Genomic DNA, 16232 nt, shown 5'->3' on the forward strand with positions numbered 1-16232 from the left:
AATCGTCGAAAGAAATATCGACTTCGGCCGTCTTGCCTTGGCAACGCTACCGGTTTAGCCGCGTTATGACCGCGGCTGGACCTCTGCTTATCTCCCGGCAAGGCGGCCGTTTCTGAGGAGAGATTTCGATGTTGACCCGATTCCGCCAGGTGTCCGTATCGGCCATGACCGCCGTCGCCGGCTGCGCGTTGATGGCGAGCGCTGCCCCGGCCGCCGCCAAGGAAAAGCCCAAGAAGGAAGAAGCCTCCAAGGGAGCGCAGGTGGCCGTCAGCAAGGGTTTTAGCCCTGCAGTCAAAAAGATGATGGACGCGGCCAACGCCAAGGATGCCGCAACGCTGCAGACCGCGCTTGCCGAAGCGCAGGCTGCAAGCCCGACGGAGGCCGGCGATCGCTATTGGCTGGGCTACTATCGTCTCCAGCTCGGTATCCTGAACAAGGATAAGGCGGCGCAAGGTCAGGGGCTTGATGAAATGCTCGATTCGGGCGTGTCGCCAGCCGAAATGCAGGGAACCTATAATTTCTTCTCGGGCAATTTTGCTTATGGCGACCGGAATTACGCCAAGGCGATTCAGCGGCTTGAGGCGGCCAAGGCGTCGGGATCGACCGAGGCGAGTCTTCCGCTGTTGCTGGTCGACAGCTATCTGAACAACAATCAGGTCGATCAGGGCGTCGCGCTTGCCAAGGCCTCGATCGAGGCGGCCCGTGCGGCGGGCCAGCAGCCGTCGGAGGAGCTGTATGTGCGGCCCGCCAAGGCCTTGCAGGCAGCGAAGCGGACCGATGAGCTGCTCGATATTCTGACTCTTCGTGTCCGCGACTGGCCGCAGCCCGCCGTTTGGCGCAATACGCTTTATGTCCTGTTGCAGCAGGCCGGGGGCGACAAGGATCTGAACATCGACGTCCTGCGCCTGATGCGGGCGACCGACGCCATGAGCGATCGGGGCGAGTATCTGGAATATGCGGCGCTGGCGACCGAAGCCGGCTATCCGGGAGAAGTCGTTTCCGTCGTCGAGCAGGGGATCAAGCGCAAGGTCTTTACCGAGACCGACGAACGGTTTGCCCAGATTCTGAGCACGCAGCGCGACCGCGCAAAGTCCGACAGGGCGGGCTTGCTCGCCGACGCATCGAAACCGCCGGCAACGCCAAAGGCCGCGCGTGCGACCGCCGATGCGCTTGTCGGGATCGACGAATATGCCAAGGCAATCCCGCTCTATGAAGGCATCGCTGCGACCGACCCGGTCGCGCAATACCGGCTGGGTGTGGCGCAGGCGCTCGCGGGCCAGAAGGATGCCGCGATCGCAAGCTTCGCGAAGGTGACGGGAAATCGTGCGCGACTCGCAAAGCTCTGGACGGTTCATATCCAGACGCCGCCGCGCGTCGTACCTGCGGCTCCTGCTGCGCCTGCCGCCCCCGCTAGCTGAGCCGACGGCGACGAAAAAAGGGTGCCGTCCGAGAGGAGGGCACCCTTTTTCGTCTTTGAATGCGGATTTCAGGATTCGACGGGAATTCCCGCAAGCTGTTTGGCCGTGCGAATCGTGAGCGACGTCTTGACGCTGGTCACATTGGGCGCCGACGTCAGATGCGCGGTCAGGAACGACTGGAAGCTTTGCAGATCGCGCGCGACAACCTTCAGCAAAAAGTCGATCTCGCCGTTGAGCATGTAGCATTCGCGAACTTCGGGCAATTTTCCGACATAATCTTCAAAGGACTGGAGGTCGGATTCAGCCTGGCTGCGGAGGCTGACCATTGCGAAAACGGTAATGCCATAGCCCAGCTTCGCTGCATCCAGGTCGGCATGGTACGACCGGATAACGCCGGCCTCTTCGAGCGCGCGGACCCGGCGCAGGCATGGAGGGGCGGTGAGTCCTACCATCTGCGCCAGTTCTACGTTGGTCATCCGCCCATTTTTCTGCAACTCGCTGAGGATCTGCAGGTCGATCTGATCGAATTTCTGGCTCGCCATCATTGAAACATCCGCTTTCTAAAACTGCGATGACCATAATATTATTTCAGGCGAATGCAATTGTCCCACAATGTGACGTGGATCGTGAACCCACTTTCCTGACTGCCGGATTCACGCTAGCCGCTAAGCATATGCTAACCAACAAAGTGAGTGGGGCGGGGTTCGTGTGACTGCTGACTCGATGATCGCGACCATCTTGCGCCAAGCGCCTCGGGATCGCCGCGCCAGTATCGCAGCGTGGCGCCAGATTTCCGATATTCTGGCGCAGCGTGGCAATCAACTGGGTGAAGACGATATTCGTCGGTCATTTCATGCGCTCGCGGTGTTGCGCCCCGAAGTTCCCGAGAAGGTCAGGCGCGATTGTGCGGAGTCGATCGCGCGTCATGGACGTTTTGCACCGCTGGTGGCTTTCTATGCGAACGATGTTCCGGCCGTATCGACAGCCATGCTGCGTCGCGCCCGGCTGGCCGAGACGGATTGGCTTGCCCTGCTTCCGGCGACCGCGGCGACCGCGCGCTCCATTCTGGCCGGCCGTGACGATCTGCCGCTGAGCATCCGGCGCGCTCTGGAAAGCCTGGGCGCGGGATCGGTTGCGCTGCCGCAGCCTGAAGCGACCTCGGTAGTGACCGTCAGGGTTGCCGAAATCCTGCCCGCCGACACCCCGGCGATCGAGGTGCAGCCGACCGAAGCACAGGTGGCCGAAGCGGCCCCAAGCCAGATCAGCGAGCTCGTCCGCCGCATCGACAAATATCAGTCGTCGCGCAGCCACACCGTAACGCGCGCGGCGCGCAGCATCTTTCTGTTCGAGACGGGCGCGGACGGCGTGATCCGCTGGGTCGATGGTGTTACGCGCGGGGCGGCGATCGGACTGTCCATCGCGGAATCGGCTTTCGCGGGCGAACCCGGAGCCGATGGCGCAGCAGCAGGCGCGTTCCGCCAGCGCGCGGAAATCATCAACGCCCGCATGATTCTGGAAGGGTCGGCGACCGAATCGGGGGAATGGCGTTTCTCGGCCCTGCCTTGGTTCGATCCGGCGACCGGCCAGTTTCGCGGCTATCGTGGCAGCGCCCGGCGGCCCCAACAAAGCGAGATGCCTTATGGACGCCCTGCGACGGCCGACCCGGGCGATTCGATCCGCCAGTTGATCCACGAGCTGCGCAGCCCGCTCAATGCCATTTCCGGTTTCGCGCAAATCATCTCGAGCCAGATGTTCGGCCCGGTCAGCACCTCGTATCGTGCGATGGCGGAAACGATCGTCGGCGATGCGGGCGCGATCCAGGAGATCATCGAGGACCTCGAAACCGCGGCGCGGACGGTCAGCAGTCCTCAGGTCGCGGCCCCGGGCGAGGTTGCCGATATCGGCGTCGTCATGACGCAGGTGCAGGGGGATCTGGCAGATGTCATGGCCGAACAGCGAGTCGACCTCAGCATCTCGCGAATTGGCGGACCATTTCTGGCTCGTGCCAATGACACCAATTCGCGTCGGATGATCGGGCGGTTGCTGACCGCTTTGCTCGACGTGTCCGAACCCGGCGCGACGCTTGTTGGACAACTCGTCGTCGAGGCGGGGCACGATGACATGCTTCAGGTCCGTATCGTGCGCCCGCTTGCGATCCGATTTGCCACCGCCGCCGATCTGCTCGATCCGAGCTTCAGCCCGGAGGGCGAAGCGCCCGGCGCCGCGATCCTCAGCCTCGGTTTCTCGCTCCGCCTGGTCGACAGCCTCGCGCGGAGCGTCGGCGGGCGGCTCGACATCGGGCATAACGCCTTGACCTTGCATCTCCCCTCGGCCAACCCGAGTGCGGATACCGAACTCGGGATCCAGCAGGGCGAATAGCTACGGCGAGGCGCTCGAAGGCAGGGGAGATCAAGGTGCGGCCTGCGGGCGATTTCCAGGCATATCCGGCGGTTTCCGAACTCGTTGCGCTCGCTGCGGACGAACGCCCGCGCTTCTGGGTGACGATCGATACCGAAGAGGATTTCGACTGGGCCGCTCCGTTCGCACGCACCGGGTTTCGGCTGGATTCGGTACCCGCGCTTGCCGAATGCCAGGGATTTTTCGAACGTGCGGGTGTCGTGCCGATCTATCTGGTCGATTGGCCGATCGTTCAGGACGACCGCGCGGTCGATATCTTGGGCAAGGCACAAAAGGTGGGTCGATGCGATATCGGCGCGCAGCTCCACCCTTGGGTCACACCACCCCACGCCGAGGATGTCAACGAACGCAACAGCTATGCGGGAAACCTCCCGGACGATCTGCAACGTGCCAAAATGACGGCGCTGCGCGATGCGATCACGCGCCGCTTCGGGGTCGTGCCCACCGCCTATCGGGCCGGGCGCTATGGTTTGGGCTCCGACACCGCGACGATGCTCGCGGAGCTTGGCTTCCGCTGCGATACGTCGGTGCGCGCGGGTTTCGACTATCGCAAGGGGCAGGGCCCGGACTATCGCGCCGCGCCGCTAAATCCATGGTGGGTATCGACGTCTTCGGGTGCGGTATTGGAAGTCCCGGTCACGACGGTCTTCGGCGGTTTCCTTGGGCGGAGGGGGCAGGGCATCTATCACCAGATCGCGCGCAACGGCCTGCATGCCGGTGCGGCGCTCGCGCGATTTGGCCTTGTCGAGCGCATTGCGATGACGCCTGAGGGCATTCCGGCGGAGCGGGCGTGCCGGGCGATTGATATCGCGCTCGATCAACGGCTGCCGATTCTGACCTTTTCGTTCCATTCGCCATCCTTGCAGCCCGGCAATACACCATATGTCCGGACCGACAGCGACCTCGACCGCTTCTACCGCTGGTGGGACGTGGTGCTGGGCCATCTGCAGCGCCGCGGCGTGGAGGCCGTCGACACGGCGGGAATTTTGGCGATGGCGGCCCGAAATGCTCCACCCGGCGAGGCGTAAGCGGCTTGCCAATCATCGGCCTGCTCCGCTATCGCCCGCACATCCCCGTCGGGTATCGAAACGGGGGCCTGTAGCTCAACGGTTAGAGCTGGCCGCTCATAACGGCTAGGTTGCGGGTTCGAGTCCTGCCGGGCCCACCATTTTCGCCGGACTATTCCCTTGCAAATTGCAACTCGTCGCGTTCCATAGGCGCGTCAGACGAAGGAGAGGTTTATGCGCAAGCGGCGGGCGGTATTGCTTGGGGGATTGGCGGCGATCGCGATTGTGGGTGCCGCGGTGGCGGTACGCACTGCGGGTTTCGCTCCCAAGGATGTCGCCGATGGAAGCGATGTGACGCTTGCCGCGGCACCCGGCTATGATCTGGATGCGGCAGTGCATCATCTCAGCGAAGCAGCGCAGCTTCGCACTATTTCCCATCAAGACCCGGCGGATAATGAAGTGGCGGAGTGGGACAAGCTCCATGCATGGCTCGCCTCGACCTATCCCGCCGTCCATGCCGCGATGGCGCGCACGATCCTTCCGAACCGGACGCTCGTCTATCATTGGCCGGGCAGCGACGCCTCGCTCGCACCGATCATCCTCATGGCGCATCAGGATGTCGTCCCTGTCACGCCGGGCACCGAAGGCGACTGGAAATATCCCCCGTTCGCCGGGACGATTGCCGACAAGGCGGTGTGGGGTCGCGGCACGGTTGACGACAAGGGATCGCTCGTCGGATTGTTCGAGGCGCTCGATGCGCTTGCCAGAACCGGCTTCAAGCCGAAGCGCGGCATCTATCTCGTCTCGGGGCACGACGAGGAAGCGGGCGGCACGGGGGCGGTCGCGGCCGCTGCCAAGCTCAAGGCTGAAGGTGTGAAGGCGATCTTCACGCTCGACGAAGGGAGCATCGTTCTCACCGACACTCCGGTGATCAACGGTCCGGCGATCATGATCGGCATTGCGGAAAAAGGCTATGCCGCGCTGAAGGTAACGGCAAACGCGCCGGGCGGGCATAGTTCCATGCCGCCTGCGGAGACCGGCGTCGAGACGCTGGCAAAGGCCGTGCTGGCCATCACCGGAAAGCCGTTCCCGTTCGAAGTGCGCGGCCCCGGTGCATCGATGATCGAGGCGCTTGCAGCCAAAAAGGGTGGGACCACCAAGATGGCCGTCGCGAACCAATGGTTGTTCGGTCCACTCCTGAAACGCCAGCTTGGCGCTGCGCCGACGACGGCAGCCGCCTTCCATACCACGATCGCACCGACGATGATCGAGGGAAGCCCAAAGGAAAATGTCCTGCCACAGTCGGCGAATGCGCTGATCAATTATCGCATAGCGCCATGGAACAGCTCGGCTGACGTCATGGCGCGCGCGCGGGAGGCGGTCGGCGACACCAGGGTCGATCTCGCATGGGTCAAGCCCCCGCGCGAGCCTTCGCGGGTGTCCTAAACCAACTCGCAGGGTTGGAAATGGATCGCGGCGGCGGCACGCGCCGATGCGCCGGGCGCAGTGTTGACGCCGACACTTGTCGTCGCAGGCACGGACAGTCGCAGCATGGAGCCGGTGTCGGAGGATGTGTACCGGTTCATGCCGATGCATTTCTCTCTCAAGGAGTCGGCGATGATCCACGGCACCAACGAGCATATGGCGATCGACAGTTTCAAACGGATGATCGATTTCTATGCGCGGTTGATTGCGACGTCTGCGGGATAGACTTGTGCGATCACGCCGTCTAAGGCGCCCGCACTCGGGGAGTGGCGCAGCCCGGTAGCGCGCTTGCTTTGGGAGCAAGATGTCGCAGGTTCGAATCCTGTCTCCCCGACCATTTTATTTTATGACTTATTTTCAGTAAATTATGCACTGAGATCTGCGAGCGTTGGTACAGGTTCAGCGCTCACGCCGAATATGAGCTCCCTGGCGTCCCCTCGCGTTTCCAATCGGGTGATTCGCGCATGACATATTTTGGGACGCAACCTATTCTTAAGGCCTAGTTTACCCAACCGAACCGGCGTGGTAGCCCGAATCCGGATGGGCTTGCGGCTACCGCGCCGATTGGGGGGATAGACAGTGAGAAATGCTTTCATCGTTTGCGCCGGCGTTTTGCTGTGCAGTTCGATTGCTTCAGAGGCTCACGCTGCCACCACGCTGGACGTCGACAACCTTGTTGCTCCCCCAAGTCCTTCGGCGAGTGGATTTTTTTCCGGGCAACCCGATCCTGCCTTCACTCCGACGATTCTGTATCAGACATTCACGGCCACGCAGACCGGGACACTGGCTCTCATTGACGTCATCGCGTCCGGGTCTGGCAGCGGCAACGTCTATTTGAGCGTGTATGGCGGTGGAAACCAAACGACGCCGGGAACGACCCTTCTCGGGACGATATCGCGGGCGGCATCAAACATTCCTTTCATCGCGTTGAGCAGCTTCGACTTTTCGACGTTGGGCATTTCTATTGTAGCTGGCCAGACTTATACATTCTCACAGTCTGCCGACCCCTGTGGGGCGACGGGATGTACGACATTCACCAATTGGAACTATTTCAATCCGACGACCACGAGCAACGGATACGCCGGTGGAGCGCTCTCGATAGCCGCACCAGCACTGAGTGGATTTCCATCCTCTGACCTCAATTTCCGCACCTATGTGAACGTTGCGGACGGCGTGCCGGAGCCGGCGACCTGGGCCATGATGCTTCTGGGTTTCGGCGCGGTTGGCGCGACGCTGCGCAGGCGTCGAAGCGTGCGCCCGTCTTTGGTCTTCCGGCGGGCGGCGTCGTAACAACCAGAATAATGTCCTTTTTTCCACATGTCGTTTGACGCACATGCAACTCGTACCCCTACCGGTCCTCCCGGCTTCGTTCGCGGAGTTTCGGTTGACCGCCGACGGCGTTGGCCGCCGGCAGCGTTGGCAGGCGACAGTATAAGCCGGTTTTCTGGCCCGCGATCGTCCTTAACATCCTTCTAAACATTTGCGTTTATGGTTCTGCACAAGGACCAGCATGTTGAAACGGGTGGGTATCAGACTGAACAAGCTGATTGCGGCGCTGTGTGCGCTGCTTGCGACGCTGTGCGCGGCGAGTCCGGCATTGGCGGCACCCTGCTATTATGCCACGTCGCAAGGCACGACGGGGCCCTCCGACTGGCAGACCTATTGCTGGCTGGACCTCAGTTCCTACAATGACGCGACGGCGCGCACGGCGAGCGGACAGAATTTCTCCTTCACCTTGCCCGACGGCACGGTGATGAGCTTCACCATGCGGGTTTCGGGCGCGGCCGCTGCCTCGGCCACGGCCCCGTCCTGGACCGGCGCGGCGGTCGGCAATACCGCATTTCTGGGCATTGCCGGCCGCCCGATCTTCTATCAGACCGCCGCGGGCACCACGACCGTCCAGATCAGCGGGATAACCCTGACCCCGCCATCGTCGGGTACGGTCAGCGCCTATATGTTCGTTGGAGCCGACGGAGAGTCGTCGAACGGCGGGGAGTCATTGTCCTTCCAGACCAACGGTGGGGCGTGGCAATTGCTCGACACCGCGGGGCCGATCAGCGGCTCGACCTATCCCACCGCATCCGGTGCGGGCACCAGTACTTTCAGCGTTGCCGGCGCGAATGGCAATGTTGGCGCCTACATCGTCGGCTCGGTATCGCCGACCCAAGTCACCACGACACTTGTGGGCGGCGGGCTGCAGGGGACGATGTTCGCGGTGCGTTTCGCCTCGATCCGTCTCAACACCCAGATATCGGGCGCTCGTATCAACGCCGCCGACCAGTTCACCTTTTCGATCAACGCGACAAGCGGCGGTGCTGCCTTGGCATCCGGCACGTCGAGCGGAACCGGGCTGGGGCCTTTCACAGCCGCTGCGTTGTCGAGCACGGCGGCGATCCCGATCACCCTCAACCAGTCGATGGCTGCCGGCAGCACCAGCGCGCTCGCCAAATATCGGTCGATCCTGACCTGTACCAACAGCACGTCGGGTTCGACGACCGCGATGCCGTCCAACGTTACGACGACCTCTTATAATTTCGGAGCGCTGAAGTTCGGCGATGCCGTCCAGTGTACGTTCACCGAGACGCCGTTTCCGCACCTGACCCTGAGCAAGGCGCTCGGGTCCGGGGGGCGCCAGTTCGTGGGCGATCAGTTCACGATGAATATCAGTCAGGGCTCAACCGTCGTCGCCACGACGACGACGACCGGCAGCGGCGCCACCGTCGCCAATGCGGCCACGCCCCAGACACAGGTGGCCGCTGCGACCGCTTATGTGCTTGCCGAAGCCGCCAGTGGCACCACGACGCTTGGCCAATATACCTCGGGCATGGTCTGCACCAACGCCGCTGCGTCATCGACCGTGCTTCCAACGACCGTGGGTGGAAGTGTCACGCCCCAGATGGGTGACATCATCAGTTGCGTGATCACCAACACGAAACGGGCTGCGAACGCAGCGCTCGGCATGACGAAGACGTCGGTGTTGCTGTCCGACCCGATCAACGGCAGCACCAATCCAAAGGCGATACCGGGGGCCATCGTCCGTTACAGCTTCCAGGTGCAGAACAGCGGTCCGGCCGCGGTCGACAGCAATGCCTTGCTGATCGTCGATACTTTGCCGCTCCAGATCGCTGTCGGGAATGCGGCGGCGCCGATATTCACACAGGGCACGCCGACGAGCGGGCTGACGTTCAGCAGCGCGACGGATATCCGCTATTCCAACGCGGCAACCATGCCCGCGACTTTCGCGGCCTGCACCTACACGCCGGTCGCCGCCTATGATCCGGCGGTCAAATATGTCTGTTTGCGGCCGCAGGGGGCGATGGCAGGATCGACGGGTACCCCGACCAGCTTCACGATCAGCATCCAGGGTCAGCTCAACTAGGATATCGCTGAAAAAGGCCTCCGTGCGCGGCTCGTATCGCGTGGCGATCCGCAGCACGCAAAGAAAAAGGCGGCCTTCCCGAAGGAAGACCGCCCGTTTCTCGTTTCAGTCATTGCCCCGAAGGGCTGCGACTTACTTCTTTTCTTCAGCCGGAGCAGCAGCCTTGGCGTCGGCAGCCGGAGCAGCCTTGGCGTCAGCGGCCGGAGCAGCAGCAGCGTCAGCGGCCGGAGCAGCAGCTTCGGCGCCGGCAGCGGCGGCGTCAGCACCAGCAGCGGCGGCGTCGGCGCCAGCAGCAGCGGCGTCAGCGCCTTCTTCCGCAACCGCTTCAGCGGCCGGGGCGTCCGTGGTGGCTTCTTCAGCAGCCTTTTCACCGCAAGCGGCGAGGGCGAACATGCTGGCAGCAACGGCGATAGCAGCAAACTTCTTCATGATGTGTGGGCTCCCTAAAATGCCTTACCGCGTCCGGGAAAACTTCCCGTACCGCGAGCGGCGGGATTTAGCCGTTCCGCGTGAATCGTCAACAAAAATAATTGAGATGCCCGTCGGTGGCGGGATTCTGTCATTTCTTCGTCATACTAGGGAAGCTCACTGTCACTGCTGTTGGCGAGAATCGCCAGAGTCGCGGTCCAAACCAGCACATTCTGGTGCAAATTATTGACGTCGATCTTGTCGAGCGTGTCGTCGGGCGTGTGATGGATATCGAAATAGCGCGTCCCGTCTTGCGCCAGGTCGATCGCGGGTGCGCCGGCCTGAACCAGCGCGCCCACGTCCGCGCCGCCGCCTGCTGGTTGCTTGCCCCGCACGACCCCGAACGGCATCACGGCGGCGGCGATCCGGTCGGCGAGGGGCCCGGCGCTGTCGGGCAGTTTGAAATCGACGCGCCAGATACGGTCGGCGCCGAAATCCGACTCGAGCGCGACCGCGTGCTTCTCTTTGCCATGCGCATCGAAATAGGCCTTGCCGCCGAATACGCCGACCTCTTCGGCGCCCGCCCAAAGGACACGGATGGTCCGGCGCGGTTGGCCGGCCTTCATCACATGCTTCGCGGCGGCGGTGATGATGCCGCAGCCGGCGGCATCGTCGATCGCCCCCGTGCCGAGGTCCCAGCTATCCAGGTGGCAGGCGACGATAACGGGGGAGGCGGCAGGATCACTGCCCGGAACTTCGGCGATGACATTGCCCGAATGCCTCGTGCCAAGGTTCTGGGGGGTCAGGATCAGCTTCATGCGAACCTCGTCCACGACGGCCTGTTGCCGGACGAGTTGGCGATAGAGCTGGTCGGCATCGGGGTTCGAAATTGCGCCCGCGGGGATCGGCTTCACACCGGCCTCGAAATTGGTCACGCCGGTGTGCGGGTTGCGATGGCTGTCGGTTCCGATCGACCGGATGACGATGGCGATGGCGACCTTCTTGGCGGCGACATTGGGTCCGCTGAAGCGCCCGCGACCATAATAGCCATAGCCGCTGCCGTCCTGCGTCGGCTTCATGTCATTATCGATGAAGACGATCCGGTTTCGCACCTTTTCATCGGGTGCAGCCGCGAGCGCGTCGAAGCTCGCAAAATAGGCCAGCGAACCTTCGATACCCTGCGGCCCGGTCGACGCGCTGTTGCCCAGCGCCGTGATCGCCAGTTTTTGTGGCTGGAAGGCGTGGGTCAGCCAGGCCTCTTCGGTACCGCGTACCCAGACCGGCATGTCGAACTGCTCTTCACGAACGTTTGCGAAGCCCATTGCCTTCAAGCGCGACAGCGCCCAGCGCCGTGCGGCGGACTCGGCCTCGGTCCCGGCCATGCGCGGCCCGATCTCGGTCGTCAGGTCCTCGGTTATCGTCCAGGCAATGTCGTCCCCTTCTTCGGCAAGTTCGACCGCGCTTCGTGCCGGAGCAGGCAAGATGACTCCGTCGGGAGCTTCGGCTGGCGCTGCAGATGCATTGACTGCGGTGACGAGGAGAGCGGCGACCCCGAAAAGGCGGGCAGGGATATGAGGGATTTTCATGCCGCTTTCGTAACGGCACGCCCCGCTCGCGCAAGCGTCGATTGCCAACCCCGCGCCCATTCGCTAACCGGCGCCCAACTCTTCCGGCCGCACGCTGCGGCCCAGCCCATACCGGAGCATATCGATGGCCGCCCAATATAGTTTCGTGATGAAAGGCCTGACCAAGGCCTATCCCGGCGCGCAGAAGCCGACGCTCAACAATCTCAGTCTGCAATTTTATCCCGACGCCAAGATCGGCATCGTCGGCCCCAACGGCACGGGTAAGTCGACGCTTATGAAGATCATGGCGGGCATCGACACGGAATTCTCGGGCGAAGCTTGGCCGGGTGAGGGGATTACCGTCGGCTATCTGGCGCAGGAGCCCGAGCTGGATCCTGCCAAGACGGTGAAGGAAAATGTCATGGATGGCGTCCGGCCGGTCGCCGACATGATGGACCGGTTCAACGAGATCAGCGCCTTGATGGCCGACCCGCCGGCCGACGCCGATTTCGATGCCCTGATGGAAGAAATGGGCACGCTTCAGGAAAAGATCGACGCGGTCGACGGCTGGACGCTCGACAATCAGCTCGAAATCGCGATGGAGGCCCTGCGCTGTCCGCCGGGCGACTGGAGCGTCGAAAACCTGTCGGGCGGCGAACGCCGCCGCATTGCGCTGACACGCCTGCTGCTTGAAAAGCCGTCGATCCTGCTGCTCGACGAACCGACCAACCACCTCGACGCCGAAAGCGTCGCATGGCTCGAAAAGCATCTCGTCGATTATCCGGGCAACGTCATCCTCGTCACCCACGATCGCTATTTCCTCGACAATGTCGTGAACTGGATCCTCGAGCTCGATCGCGGCCGTTACTTCGTCTACGAAGGCAATTATTCGACCTATCTCGAAAAGAAGGGCAAGCGCCTCGAACAGGAAGCGCGCGAGGACGCTGGGCGCCAGAAGGCGATCAAGGACGAACTCGAATGGATCCGGCAATCGCCGAAGGCCCGTCAGGCCAAGTCGAAGGCGCGTATCAAAAGCTTCGACCAGCTTGTCGAAGCGCAGGAAAAGCGCATCCCCGGCAAGGCGCAGATTGTTATCCAGGTTCCCGAGCGCCTGGGCGGCAAGGTCATCGAGGTCGAAGGCATCTCGAAGGCTTATGGCGACAAGCTGCTGTTCGAAAACCTCACCTTCTCGCTCCCACCTGGTGGCATCGTCGGTGTGATCGGCCCCAACGGCGCGGGTAAATCGACCCTGTTCAAACTGATCACCGGGCAGGAAACGCCGGACAGCGGCAAGGTGACGATCGGCGATACCGTACGCCTCGGCTTCGTGGATCAGAGCCGCGACGACCTGAAACCCGACAACAATGTCTGGCAGGAGATTTCCGGCGGGCACGAACTGATGAATATCGGCAAGCACGAGATGCAGACGCGCGCTTATGTCGGTGCCTTCAACTTCAAGGGTGTCGACCAGCAGAAAAAGGTCGGCCAGCTTTCGGGCGGCGAACGCAACCGCGTCCATATGGCCAAGATGTTAAAGGCCGGCGGCAACGTCCTGCTGCTCGACGAACCGACCAACGATCTCGACACCGAAACGCTGGCGGCTTTGGAAGAAGCGCTGGAAAACTTCGCGGGCTGCGCCGTGGTCATCAGCCACGATCGCTTCTTCCTCGATCGCCTCGCAACGCACATCCTTGCGTTCGAGGGCGACAGCCATGTCGAATGGTTCGAAGGCAATTTCGAATCCTATGAAGAAGACAAGATCCGCCGTCTTGGCGACGACGCGACGCGGCCGCATGCGACGTCGTACAAGAAGCTGACGCGTTGATTCCATGACAGGGGAGGCGGCGCCAATATCGTCGGGTGCGATCCGTCTTGATGCGGAGGCACTCAACGCCTTCATGGCGGAAGCCTTTCCCCATTCGGAACCGGATTCGCGCGGCCATGTGGTCCTTGCAGTTCCGGGGCATGTCCGGGCCCGGATCGACCCGAACGACAGGGCGCTGCGTCCGGGAGGGCTGATTTCGGGGCCAACGCAGATGGGCTTTGCGGATATGGCGGCCTACGCGCTGGTCCTTGCACATATCGGGCCCGTCGCGATGGCGGTGACGAGCGCGCTCAACTATCAGTTTCTGCGTCCCTGCCGTCCGGGGCCGCTGTTTGCAGACGCGCATATGCTGCGGCTCGGCAAGCGGCTGGCCGTGATGGACGTTCGTATCTGGACCGATGACGCCGACAAGCCCGTCGGCCAGGCGAATGTGACCTACGCGATCCCCTGACCCGAACCTTCGTGACGGCGAGGGCCGCGGCCGCTGTCGCGCGTCAGGCCGGGGGAACTTCCCAAAGGATCAGCGCCGTCGCGTTCACATTCTCGCGCGCCTTGGCCGCATCGAGGCGGGTCAGCTTCACGCTGCCCTTGAGGGCGCCCATTTCGATCATCGCGTCGATCACGACTACGCCGCCCGCGCCAATGTCGATTTCCATGTCGGCCGCGTTGGCAAGCTTTGCCTTCGCCGTGCCGACCTGCAGGCGATGCGTGCCGGGCGCCACATCGGCCATGAGCATCTGCCCGGATTTGATCTGTCCGGTCGCGCTGTCGTCAAGCGTCACGTTCATGCCTTGCAGTGCGGCGACGAAACCGCGGCGCGTGACATAGATGCGGCCTTTGCCGTCAGGCGCGCGCATCGTTCGTGCTTCGGCCAACGTCGCCGTGTCGGCCTTCTTGCCGCTTTTGTTGCTCGACAGCGCCCATATGCAAAAGGCGACGACGCCGATGAGGAAGACGGGCGCGAGGATCAGCATCGTGCCTTCACCAAGCAGGCTGGCCATCGATGGCCCCAGAAACGCGCCCAATATGGCGGCCGCGAAAATGATCGTCAGCCAGACGGCGTTCTTGCTCATCTCGTCCTCCTTGCTGCGGCCGCTCAGGCCGGTGCGAATTCTCCCGTGCTTTCGTCCATCACATAGAGTAGGCCTTCGTTGATCGCAAAAAAGGCGCCGCGCAGCTTCAGCGTCCCGCGCTTTTCCTTTTCCTGGATGCAGGGGAAGGTGCGAAGATTGGTCAGGCTGACGCCCACCGCTGCCAGTTCCATGGCCCGGCCGGCCTCGCGATTGTCGTAATCGGGATATCTTGCGCGAATATCGGCGCTCGCCTCGTCGAGCATCTCGATCCAGTGCGCGATAAAGCCGCCGCGTCCGGGCTCCGCCCCCTCCATCGTCCGGTGCAGCGCGGCATGGCAGCCGCCGCACATGCCATGGCCCATCACGACGATTTCCTCGATGTGCAGGAACTGCACCGCGAATTCGAGCGCGGCCGATACGCCGTGCCGCCCCGGGTTGGTTTCGAACGGCGGCACGAGGGCACCGACGTTGCGGACGACGAAGATCTCGCCCGGGTTAGTGTCGAAAATCTGCGATGGCTCGGATCGACTGTCGGAGCAGGCGATTACCATCACCTTGGGGGATTGCCCCTCGGCGAGTTGTTCCCAGCGGTCGCGCTGTTCCTGCCAGCCGCCGTTACGGAAACGGTGGTAGCCTTCGATCATATCTGCAAAGTGAGTCATGCGCGCGCCATAGCATAAGTTGAGAGGTTGAGAAGAGTCGCGGGCAGGACTATGTGAACGCCATGAACGCTCCCGCTCAGCCCCTTCAGCGCCCGCGCAAACCCGATTGGATTCGCGTCAAGGCACCGACCAGCCCCGGTTATGCCGAGACGAAGAGGTTGATGCGCGACCTCAACCTGCACACCGTGTGCGAAGAGGCGGCGTGCCCGAACATCGGCGAATGCTGGACGAAAAAGCACGCGACGGTGATGATCCTGGGCGACACCTGCACGCGCGCTTGCGCCTTTTGCAACGTCAAGACCGGCATGCCGCGCCCGGTCGACTTGCTGGAGCCCGAACACACCGCCATCGCGGCGGCGAAGATGGGGCTGACCCACATCGTCATCACCTCGGTCGATCGCGACGATTTGCCGGACGGCGGCGCCAGCCAGTTCGTGAAGGTGATCGAAGCGTTGCGCCGCGAGACGCCGAAAACGACGATCGAAATCCTGACCCCCGATTTTCGTAACAAGCCCGAGAGCGCGGTCGCGGCGATCGTCGATGCGCGGCCCGATGTCTATAACCACAACCTGGAAACCGTGCCGCGGCTTTATCCGACGATCCGGCCCGGCGCGCGCTATTATGCCTCGCTTCGCCTGCTCGAAAGCGTCAAGCGTCGTGATCCGTCGATCTTCACCAAATCGGGCGTCATGCTCGGCCTCGGCGAAGAACGGATGGAAGTTCATCAGGTGATGGACGACATGCGCAGCGCGGATATCGATTTCATGACGATGGGCCAGTATCTGCAGCCGACGCCAAAGCACACCAAGGTGATCGACTTCGTCACCCCCCAGGCTTTTGACGCCTATGCCCAGATCGCGCGGGCCAAGGGTTTCCTGCAGGTCGCTTCATCGCCGCTGACCCGGTCGAGCTATCATGCCGGCGACGATTTCGAACGGATGCGCTCGGCGCGCGAAGAGCAACTCGCACGCGCCAGGGCGGGCTGACCGGTT

At 62.6% G+C, this 16232-nt stretch carries 15 protein-coding genes and 2 tRNA genes; 12 read left to right on the forward strand and 5 right to left on the reverse strand.

All coding sequences use genetic code 11. The features are described from left to right. Positions 1 to 128: 128 nt before the first annotated feature. Positions 129 to 1418, forward strand: a complete 1290-nt coding sequence (locus JNM03_RS13090) for a tetratricopeptide repeat protein (RefSeq protein WP_294037209.1) — start codon at positions 129 to 131, stop codon at positions 1416 to 1418. Between the two features lie 68 nt (positions 1419 to 1486). Here JNM03_RS13090 and JNM03_RS13095 read toward each other — a convergent pair whose 3' ends face one another. Next, positions 1487 to 1960, reverse strand: a complete 474-nt coding sequence (locus JNM03_RS13095; RefSeq protein ID WP_294037956.1) for an Lrp/AsnC family transcriptional regulator — start codon at positions 1958 to 1960, stop codon at positions 1487 to 1489. 181 nt (positions 1961 to 2141) lie between these two features. On the opposite strand from JNM03_RS13095, the gene JNM03_RS13100 reads away from it, so the two are divergent. The 8 genes from JNM03_RS13100 to JNM03_RS13135 all read left to right on the forward strand — a co-directional run bounded on the left by JNM03_RS13100 (position 2142) and on the right by JNM03_RS13135 (position 9707). Next, a complete protein-coding gene (locus tag JNM03_RS13100) occupies positions 2142 to 3797 on the forward strand; it encodes a histidine kinase dimerization/phospho-acceptor domain-containing protein (RefSeq protein ID WP_294037211.1) in 1656 nt (551 codons plus the stop codon). A gap of 35 nt (positions 3798 to 3832) precedes the next feature. Continuing rightward, complete coding sequence (locus JNM03_RS13105) at positions 3833 to 4864, forward strand: polysaccharide deacetylase family protein (RefSeq protein WP_294037213.1); 1032 nt, start codon at positions 3833 to 3835, stop codon at positions 4862 to 4864. Between the two features lie 64 nt (positions 4865 to 4928). Further along, positions 4929 to 5004 (forward strand) — tRNA-Ile (locus tag JNM03_RS13110). 73 nt (positions 5005 to 5077) lie between these two features. Then, positions 5078 to 6289, forward strand: a complete 1212-nt coding sequence (locus tag JNM03_RS13115) for a M20 family peptidase (protein WP_294037215.1) — start codon at positions 5078 to 5080, stop codon at positions 6287 to 6289. A gap of 60 nt (positions 6290 to 6349) precedes the next feature. Next, a complete protein-coding gene (locus JNM03_RS13120) occupies positions 6350 to 6553 on the forward strand; it encodes a hypothetical protein (protein WP_367235895.1) in 204 nt (67 codons plus the stop codon). Between the two features lie 35 nt (positions 6554 to 6588). Next, positions 6589 to 6665: transfer RNA gene (locus JNM03_RS13125), tRNA-Pro, on the forward strand. Positions 6666 to 6907: 242 nt separating this feature from the next. Beyond that, on the forward strand, positions 6908 to 7618 hold the full coding sequence (locus JNM03_RS13130) for a PEPxxWA-CTERM sorting domain-containing protein (RefSeq protein ID WP_294037217.1): 711 nt from the start codon (positions 6908 to 6910) through the stop codon (positions 7616 to 7618). 220 nt (positions 7619 to 7838) lie between these two features. After that, positions 7839 to 9707 (forward strand): CshA/CshB family fibrillar adhesin-related protein, encoded by a 1869-nt coding sequence (locus JNM03_RS13135; RefSeq protein ID WP_294037219.1) that lies wholly within the window; start codon positions 7839 to 7841, stop codon positions 9705 to 9707. Between the two features lie 132 nt (positions 9708 to 9839). Here JNM03_RS13135 and JNM03_RS13140 read toward each other — a convergent pair whose 3' ends face one another. Together JNM03_RS13140 and JNM03_RS13145 are read right to left on the reverse strand one after the other, a co-directional pair. Next, complete coding sequence (locus JNM03_RS13140; protein WP_237837574.1) at positions 9840 to 10136, reverse strand: hypothetical protein; 297 nt, start codon at positions 10134 to 10136, stop codon at positions 9840 to 9842. Positions 10137 to 10282: 146 nt separating this feature from the next. Continuing rightward, complete coding sequence (locus JNM03_RS13145) at positions 10283 to 11701, reverse strand: M28 family peptidase (RefSeq protein WP_294037222.1); 1419 nt, start codon at positions 11699 to 11701, stop codon at positions 10283 to 10285. Positions 11702 to 11825: 124 nt separating this feature from the next. Between JNM03_RS13145 and ettA the strand changes: the two genes are divergently transcribed. Beyond that, positions 11826 to 13505, forward strand: coding sequence for an energy-dependent translational throttle protein EttA (gene ettA / locus JNM03_RS13150; RefSeq protein ID WP_294037224.1), 1680 nt, complete (start codon positions 11826 to 11828; stop codon positions 13503 to 13505). A 4-nt stretch (positions 13506 to 13509) separates the two neighbouring features. Further along, on the forward strand, positions 13510 to 13956 hold the full coding sequence (locus JNM03_RS13155; RefSeq protein WP_294037226.1) for a PaaI family thioesterase: 447 nt from the start codon (positions 13510 to 13512) through the stop codon (positions 13954 to 13956). A gap of 43 nt (positions 13957 to 13999) precedes the next feature. Here the strand turns inward: JNM03_RS13155 and JNM03_RS13160 are convergent, their stop codons facing one another. Both JNM03_RS13160 and JNM03_RS13165 read right to left on the reverse strand, forming a co-directional pair. Beyond that, on the reverse strand, positions 14000 to 14578 hold the full coding sequence (locus tag JNM03_RS13160) for a hypothetical protein (RefSeq protein ID WP_294037228.1): 579 nt from the start codon (positions 14576 to 14578) through the stop codon (positions 14000 to 14002). A gap of 23 nt (positions 14579 to 14601) precedes the next feature. Next, entirely contained in the window at positions 14602 to 15240 is a 639-nt protein-coding gene (locus JNM03_RS13165; RefSeq protein ID WP_294037230.1) for a carbonic anhydrase, read from the reverse strand. Between the two features lie 62 nt (positions 15241 to 15302). Here JNM03_RS13165 and lipA point away from each other — a divergent pair, with 62 nt between their 5' ends. Further along, on the forward strand, positions 15303 to 16226 hold the full coding sequence (lipA, locus tag JNM03_RS13170) for a lipoyl synthase (RefSeq protein WP_367235900.1): 924 nt from the start codon (positions 15303 to 15305) through the stop codon (positions 16224 to 16226). Positions 16227 to 16232 lie beyond the last annotated feature (6 nt).

This window comes from Sphingopyxis sp. (genome assembly GCF_016793825.1).
GTDB lineage: Bacteria > Pseudomonadota > Alphaproteobacteria > Sphingomonadales > Sphingomonadaceae > Sphingopyxis.

Bases quoted from the DNA above. Each gene is read 5' to 3' on its own strand.
- JNM03_RS13090 (WP_294037209.1), top strand. From the start codon at position 129: ATGTTGACCCGATTCCGCCAGGTGTCCGTATCGGCCATGACCGCCGTC.
- JNM03_RS13095 (WP_294037956.1), bottom strand. From the start codon at position 1,960: ATGGCGAGCCAGAAATTCGATCAGATCGACCTGCAGATCCTCAGCGAG.
- JNM03_RS13100 (WP_294037211.1), top strand. From the start codon at position 2,142: ATGATCGCGACCATCTTGCGCCAAGCGCCTCGGGATCGCCGCGCCAGT.
- JNM03_RS13115 (WP_294037215.1), top strand. From the start codon at position 5,078: ATGCGCAAGCGGCGGGCGGTATTGCTTGGGGGATTGGCGGCGATCGCG.
- JNM03_RS13135 (WP_294037219.1), top strand. From the start codon at position 7,839: ATGTTGAAACGGGTGGGTATCAGACTGAACAAGCTGATTGCGGCGCTG.
- JNM03_RS13140 (WP_237837574.1), bottom strand. From the start codon at position 10,136: ATGAAGAAGTTTGCTGCTATCGCCGTTGCTGCCAGCATGTTCGCCCTC.
- JNM03_RS13145 (WP_294037222.1), bottom strand. From the start codon at position 11,701: ATGAAAATCCCTCATATCCCTGCCCGCCTTTTCGGGGTCGCCGCTCTC.
- ettA (WP_294037224.1), top strand. From the start codon at position 11,826: ATGGCCGCCCAATATAGTTTCGTGATGAAAGGCCTGACCAAGGCCTAT.
- JNM03_RS13155 (WP_294037226.1), top strand. From the start codon at position 13,510: ATGACAGGGGAGGCGGCGCCAATATCGTCGGGTGCGATCCGTCTTGAT.
- JNM03_RS13160 (WP_294037228.1), bottom strand. From the start codon at position 14,578: ATGAGCAAGAACGCCGTCTGGCTGACGATCATTTTCGCGGCCGCCATA.
- JNM03_RS13165 (WP_294037230.1), bottom strand. From the start codon at position 15,240: ATGACTCACTTTGCAGATATGATCGAAGGCTACCACCGTTTCCGTAAC.
- lipA (WP_367235900.1), top strand. From the start codon at position 15,303: ATGAACGCTCCCGCTCAGCCCCTTCAGCGCCCGCGCAAACCCGATTGG.